The following is a 5,969-nucleotide window of genomic DNA, read 5'->3' on the forward strand; positions in this document are numbered from 1 at the left end:
AGGGCATGACTCCGGATTTAGGGGGCTTAGCCGAAAGTGCAGGTTTTTTCCATCAAAATCGCTCATTCGCAGAAAATCCCTTCTATTGTGCAGGAAATTCCAGCTCACCCGTCTGCATTGGAGATGGAACGAGCAAATAACTGTATCTTAGCAGGTATCCTATCCAGCGAGTGCTCCAAATCCGACAAAAGATGTATAATCCCGGGTTTTCTCCATCATTTGATTCACCTCAACTGGCTCACCGCGCCCCGCTGCAGCTCGTACCGAACCACATGTTTGCCCGTCGCTCCGGTTACGGCGATGAACCAGCCTTTCCCGCAGAGCGCTTGCAGCATTCGAACCGCTGTGCGGTGGTTGATGCTTAAATGAGTCTCCACATCGATCGGACGAAGGGGGCGCGCCAGCATGCAGGCCAGACGAAGGATTTCCCGTTCCGCCACACTGTCCAGGTTAACCGGAGAAGACTGCGGCTGAAATCGGCTAAGCACCATGCGCAGAAGCGTAATGGTCCGTTCAGGACGATGAGCAACATCGTCATAAGCAAAGGAGATGACCTGAAAACCCATAGCCGCTAAAAAAGCTTCCCGGTTCAGCTCGTTGCAATATTTTTTTCTGTCCATATCCGTGACGTGCGGTCCGAAACCTTTGATTTCAATAATGACTCTCGCGAAGGGCGTGATCCAGGCAAAATCGCAGAAATAGGACAGCCCCCGCCAATCCAACACTTCATATTCCGGATGCAAATGGTCGAAATTCCCTTGAAGCGGCCACCATATGTTGCAGCAAAACAGCTTCTCCGCTTCCCGGTGCCCCCGCCCCAGACGGCCTTTTCGTTCTCCTGATCTGCTCCGCAAATGTCGCTCAATAAATGCCGCATGCGCTTCCTCAACATTCATACTGATCATCCCCCTCTAAAATGACAAAGAACGCCCCGGCCCATTCGGCGTGAATGGATCGGGACGTTCTTCGTCTCCTATATTTTAGTCTATCGTAAAATCGAGCAATTCGCTAATACAGTCTGATTGCAGCCACAGGTATTTAGCGTGTGTTTGGAAGGTTGCTTTCGAGCTTCTCGAACGTCTGCCGGGTATCCGAAGCTTTTCTATCGTTAAACACAATATATTCATCCGCCAGCCGGATAACAATATAAGGGGGAGAATGCTTGAAAATATAGACGCGGGTGTTCCCCCAACCTTCCAGTCTGAAATGCCCCCTGGCATACGTATCGGTGGCGATGCCATTCGTCCGTATTCCTTCCGGCAAATCGTTCTCCAGCCTTAGCTCACGGACTTGATCCAGCGAAAAAGAATAACCGTAACTTGGACTTTGCACATGCGCGATTCCATCCGTACCCACGGTCAGTCTCGGCGTCATCCCATCTTCCCTAACCAAGTAAATCCCAAGACCGAAAATACCCATGAAAGCTAATGCAAGGGTCACGCCTATAAAGACTTTGCTACCGCGCATCGCCATATTGAGTGTCAACCCGTGTCCGGTCCGCTTAGGGACCAGCATGCTCCGGTCGTTTGGATTATAATAAGTAATCCCGTTAATCCAGTATTCATCATCGTCGCTGTAAAATGGCGGTCCGTCCGCTTCATCAAGCCGTCTGCTCCACTCATTTATTTTACGATTCGTGTACCAGCCAGCGGCAACAGGCGCCGCCACTTGAAACGCGATGATAGCCTGCCAGAGCGCGCCGAAGTGGGCCCAGGCGTCCAATCCGGACAGCACGACAGCCGCGGCAAATCCAGCGTCCATTACTGCCATAGCCTGAAACAGCACCGACCAGTATCTCCTCTGTACTCGGTTAAGCCCCTTATTTATCGTACTATCAGCACTGTACACCCTGGTTCGCATGCGCCGGAAGGCAAGAGCCAGAAGAAAGTACAGCAGCGTCATCCCGGCCGCCTGAGCGCCCAGCAGCATTCCAAATTCGCTGGAAGCGCGCCGGGCATAGAACACGACGGCCAAAGCGAGCAGAAACGGCGCGATGAACCATAAGGGGGAAATGGACATTTGTTTCTTCTGAAAAATAAGCGTAGTATCGGCCCGGACAACGCGCCGTTCTCCCATGCTCCAATCATGCTCGCGCTTGATCCGGGCTGCCGCACGGTGATACCTCAAGAACAATCGATATCCTGCCCACAGCACGATGCCCACCCAGACCCACCAGTATATAAAGACCAGCGATAAATAACGGCTGAACGCAAGCACCGGTAGGATCACCAATACGCTAATGATGATAAAGAAGGTGTTGCTTCGGCGGAAAGAAGCTTGTAGACTCTTCCATTCCTCGGCGTGGGCGGCATACTCCGGGATGCCGACACCGAAGATGATAATCCCCCCTGCTATGCATGATCGCGTGCCGTAGGACAGTTGAACAGCTAGAAGGAAAATAAGGCATATGGGGAGCAAGATCATTACGATGCTCATTTCACTAACTCCCTTTCTATTCCGCGACCGGACGTTGGCCTTCGGCGAGCATAGCGAAAATACCCGAACAGGTGTCCAGGAACTCCTTGCGGCCAACCCCCTTCAGGCTCGCTTCACTGATGACAAGGGTCAGTTCCTGCTCCAGTTTCTCCCTGTACTCTGTGTTTCCGCCCTCAGGCTTGGTTACCATGGCGCCATGCCTGCGGTCAATCGTAATGAACCCTTCCTTTTTCATAATGGCGAAGGCTTTATTTACCGTCATCGCATTAATGCCAAGCTCCTGCGCCAGCTGCCGGATCGTAGGCAGCTTCTCGCCGTCCTTCAAATCGCCTCTGCCAATCGCTACAACAACCGCATTGCGAAGCTGCACATAAACAGGCGTCTCACTCTTGAAATCGAGCGTAATAATCATGGGATTCCTCCATCAAATAAGTATTATTTGTATTATATATTATAATACAAATAATACAAAAAAACGCCCCCCATGGAGAGACGTTTTATCGGCATATCCCAAACTGTAATCCCGCAGCGAGTCACCCGATCTGGACGGGATATCATTCTGTCCATTTTTAATGTCCTTACGGAATATACAGTACCTGGCCTTCCTCCACGGTCTGCTCGGACAGCCGGTTGTACAGAACCAGCTCGCGGGCGCTGAGCTGATATTTCTCCGCAATCGTATCCAGCGTGTCCTCACGCTGCACGATGCAGAGACGAACCTTGCGGAAAGCCTCCGCGCCGTCCTTGTCCCGCACGAACCGGCTCTTCCATTCGGTGTCTTCGGAGGATTCGGCCGCAATGGCCGGGGCTGCGGACGACGCTTTTTCCGCCGGGACTTCCTCCTGTTCGTGCGCGCGGCCCGAGGACAGCAGGGAAGAGAAGGTCAGATGCTCTTTCGTCTGGCTGCCGCTGTCTTTTTTGGTGCCGAGTGCGATCTTCAGATCTTGCTTATCCTCCGGAGAAAGAGGCGGCTCCGGGAGGCTGCCGGTATCCTGCGCGAGTGCTTCCTCCTGCGAAACGCCGCTTGCCTGAGCGAAGGTCTCAAGGGCGTCGTCGTCGGAAGCGTCGGCACTTTCCGGCTGCGCTGCGCCGTCTGCCTCCGCAAGCTCCGCCGTTTCCGAAGCGGACGTCCGTTCGCCGGCCAACGGGCTGGCTGCGTCTGTGCCCCCGGCGGCGAAATGGCTCCAGCTATTCGCAGTCTTCCGCTGAGCGCCAAGCTCCGTCTCTTCCTCTGCCCCAAACGGCTGGCTGCTCTCCGTATGAATCTTGGCATCCTGGTTCTCCTCCAGATTCAAGATGGGCGATTCATCGCCGTCTTCATTCTGCGTAATGCCCGGCAACACCTGCTCCCGTTCCTGAGCGGCTTCATCCGTTATTCCTTCTCCGTATGTCCAAAGCGAATTTTCATACAAACCTTCGCCTTCTTCCGCAGGATCGGCGGTCTCCCCGGCATCGGCTCTAACTTCTTCATCCGGGGAATAGGCGACAGTGAACTCTTCGCGCTGCCATGCGGGAACAGGCTCCGCCCCCCCGATTCCGCGCAGCGACAGCACACCCGTAATATTCACGCTGCGCATCGTCAGCAGGTCGATATCGAAGTTCTCAATTTCCACCCCGATCTCATCAAGCGAGCTGACCCGGGCCAGCGGTACCGTAATTTCAACCGGAATGGAATGCTCCAGACTGTTCGTTCTGTCATCCTCGCTCCGGTAAAGACCCGTCAGCAGCAGCTGGCCGTGAAGCTCCGCCCGGTCCTCGCGCTGAATGACCTGAATATCCGGCAGCAGTTCGACTTCTTCCAATGCGGCGATCCCCGGAAGATCTTGAGGCAGATGAATCCGTTCGTAAATATCAAACCGCAGGCCGTGGGATTGGTCATACACGGGAAATGTCCTCCTTCTTGGCATAATCTAACCCCGGGACCGTCCCGGAGCATAAGCCCAAAAATGTTACTCTCCCCATGTATATGCTTCTAAAGAGGACACATGACAATCCGCCCCCAAAACCTTAGCTGAACCTCCATTATCACATTCGCCCTCATTTGGGGTACAATAGAGTTAAAAGCGAGAAATTGGGAGCAGTGATGATATGGCTAACAAGGAAGATGAAATCATTCTGACAGCGGAGGGCTTAGTCCAACTGGAGGAAGAGCTTAAGGAACTGAAAACCGTCAAACGCAAGGAGCTGGCGGAGCGCCTGAAAGTGGCGATCAGCTACGGCGACCTCAAGGAGAATAGCGAGTATCATTCCGCCAAGGACGATCAGGCTTTTATGGAGACACGGATCAAGCAGGTGGAGAACATGCTGAAGTATGCCCGTGTCGTTGATGCAGACAGTCTGGACGTAACCTCTGTGAGCATCGGTTCGATTGTTGTGCTTAACGATGTCGAGTTCTCGGAAAAAGTCGAATACCGGATTGTAAGCCCCGCCGAGGCTGATGTGGCCCAGAATAAAATTTCGTATGAAAGTCCCTTGGGCAAGGAGCTTCTTGGCAAGCAAGCAGGCAGCGTCATCAAGGTGGATGCGCCTGCTGGCGTGATCGAGTATGAACTGCTCGAAATCCGGCTGGTATAACTTTACGGCCCGCTAAAAAAGGATCGGAAGCGCTCGGCAGCATAGGCTGACGCGCTTTCCGATCCTTTTTGCTTGCTTACCCGGTTCAGCCGCCCAGGGCATTCCGCAAGCGCAGCATATCCTCCGGCCAGGGATCGGCGATTTCAAGCGCCTCCCCGGTCCATGGATGCGCAAAGCGCAGGAATTCCCCGTGAAGCGCCTGCCGCAGCAGCGGACGGCTTCCCTTCACTGCCGGCGCCACCGGCCCGCCATACAGCGCATCCCCGTATAAGGGATGCCCCACATGGCTTAAATGCACCCGGATCTGGTGCGTCCGGCCTGTCTCCAGCTCGATCTTCACCAGTGACGCCCCCTGCCACACCTCGCTGCCGACAATCCGGGTCACGGCCTGCTGTCCGCCGGGAGAGACCCTCCGGCGCGCGGCATGATGGCGGTCGCGGCCGATCGGCAGGTCGATCACGGTCAGCGAACGGGGCACCGCTCCCCGGACAATGGCGGCGTACCACCGGGAGATCGCCTTGGCGCGCATCGCCTCGTCCAGCACCGCCTGCGCGAATTCATTCTTCGCGTACAGTACCGGCCCTGTCGTTTCCTTGTCCAGCCGGTGAATATGCCGCACGGCGCAGCTCTCGCCGGAGGCGGCGTAATGGGCGGCGACCGCATGGTCCAGCGTCACGCCATTTCCGCTGCCGTCCGGATGAACCGCCATCCCGGCAGGCTTATGGACGACAAGGCAGAAGTCGTCCTCATGCAGCACCTCAAGCTCATGCCAGACCGGTTCGATTCCCGGCTCCCTGGGCGGGAACAGCGCCAGCCGGAGCCGGTCTCCCCTCCACTGGACGCCGCCCTCGCGGCGAAGCCGGGCCAGCAGCTTGTCCGGTATTCCCGCCGTCTCCTTCAGCCAGCGTTCAATGGCTTCTTCTTTATCCTCCGCTGTCGTCACGCTGCGGCCGGGCATC

The 5,969-nt window shown here is 55.4% G+C and carries 6 protein-coding genes; 1 reads left to right on the top strand and 5 read right to left on the bottom strand.

What is annotated here, in order from left to right:
* Positions 1-224: 224 nt before the first annotated feature.
* The 4 genes from L692_RS0118465 to L692_RS0118480 all read right to left on the bottom strand — a co-directional run bounded on the left by L692_RS0118465 (position 225) and on the right by L692_RS0118480 (position 4,319).
* On the bottom strand, positions 225-896 hold the full coding sequence (locus tag L692_RS0118465; RefSeq protein ID WP_025701560.1) for a DUF559 domain-containing protein: 672 nt from the start codon (positions 894-896) through the stop codon (positions 225-227).
* Between the two features lie 142 nt (positions 897-1,038).
* The gene (locus L692_RS0118470; protein ID WP_025701561.1) at positions 1,039-2,436 is read right to left on the bottom strand and encodes a DUF5808 domain-containing protein; all 1,398 of its coding nucleotides are present in this window, start codon (positions 2,434-2,436) and stop codon (positions 1,039-1,041) included.
* A 16-nt stretch (positions 2,437-2,452) separates the two neighbouring features.
* Positions 2,453-2,848 carry a GntR family transcriptional regulator gene (locus L692_RS0118475; protein ID WP_025701562.1) on the bottom strand — a complete coding sequence of 132 codons (396 nt, stop codon included), beginning with the start codon at positions 2,846-2,848 and terminating at the stop codon, positions 2,453-2,455.
* Between the two features lie 166 nt (positions 2,849-3,014).
* Positions 3,015-4,319 carry a LysM peptidoglycan-binding domain-containing protein gene (locus L692_RS0118480; RefSeq protein WP_025701563.1) on the bottom strand — a complete coding sequence of 435 codons (1,305 nt, stop codon included), beginning with the start codon at positions 4,317-4,319 and terminating at the stop codon, positions 3,015-3,017.
* Between the two features lie 205 nt (positions 4,320-4,524).
* On the opposite strand from L692_RS0118480, the gene greA reads away from it, so the two are divergent.
* Positions 4,525-5,010: a transcription elongation factor GreA gene (gene greA, locus L692_RS0118485; protein ID WP_025701564.1), complete on the top strand. Its 486-nt coding sequence runs from the start codon at positions 4,525-4,527 to the stop codon at positions 5,008-5,010.
* Positions 5,011-5,095: 85 nt separating this feature from the next.
* On the opposite strand, the gene L692_RS29360 is transcribed toward greA, so the two are convergent.
* Positions 5,096-5,968: an RluA family pseudouridine synthase gene (locus L692_RS29360; RefSeq protein ID WP_025701565.1), complete on the bottom strand. Its 873-nt coding sequence runs from the start codon at positions 5,966-5,968 to the stop codon at positions 5,096-5,098.
* Position 5,969: the final 1 nt, after the last annotated feature.

Origin of the sequence: Paenibacillus forsythiae T98, from assembly GCF_000520735.1 — a bacterium.
Taxonomy (GTDB): Bacteria; Bacillota; Bacilli; order Paenibacillales; family Paenibacillaceae; genus Paenibacillus_AQ; species Paenibacillus_AQ forsythiae.

Bases quoted from the DNA above. Each gene is read 5' to 3' on its own strand.
- L692_RS0118465 (WP_025701560.1), bottom strand. From the start codon at position 896: ATGAATGTTGAGGAAGCGCATGCGGCATTTATTGAGCGACATTTGCGG.
- L692_RS0118470 (WP_025701561.1), bottom strand. From the start codon at position 2,436: ATGAGCATCGTAATGATCTTGCTCCCCATATGCCTTATTTTCCTTCTA.
- L692_RS0118475 (WP_025701562.1), bottom strand. From the start codon at position 2,848: ATGATTATTACGCTCGATTTCAAGAGTGAGACGCCTGTTTATGTGCAG.
- greA (WP_025701564.1), top strand. From the start codon at position 4,525: ATGGCTAACAAGGAAGATGAAATCATTCTGACAGCGGAGGGCTTAGTC.
- L692_RS29360 (WP_025701565.1), bottom strand. From the start codon at position 5,968: ATGCCCGGCCGCAGCGTGACGACAGCGGAGGATAAAGAAGAAGCCATT.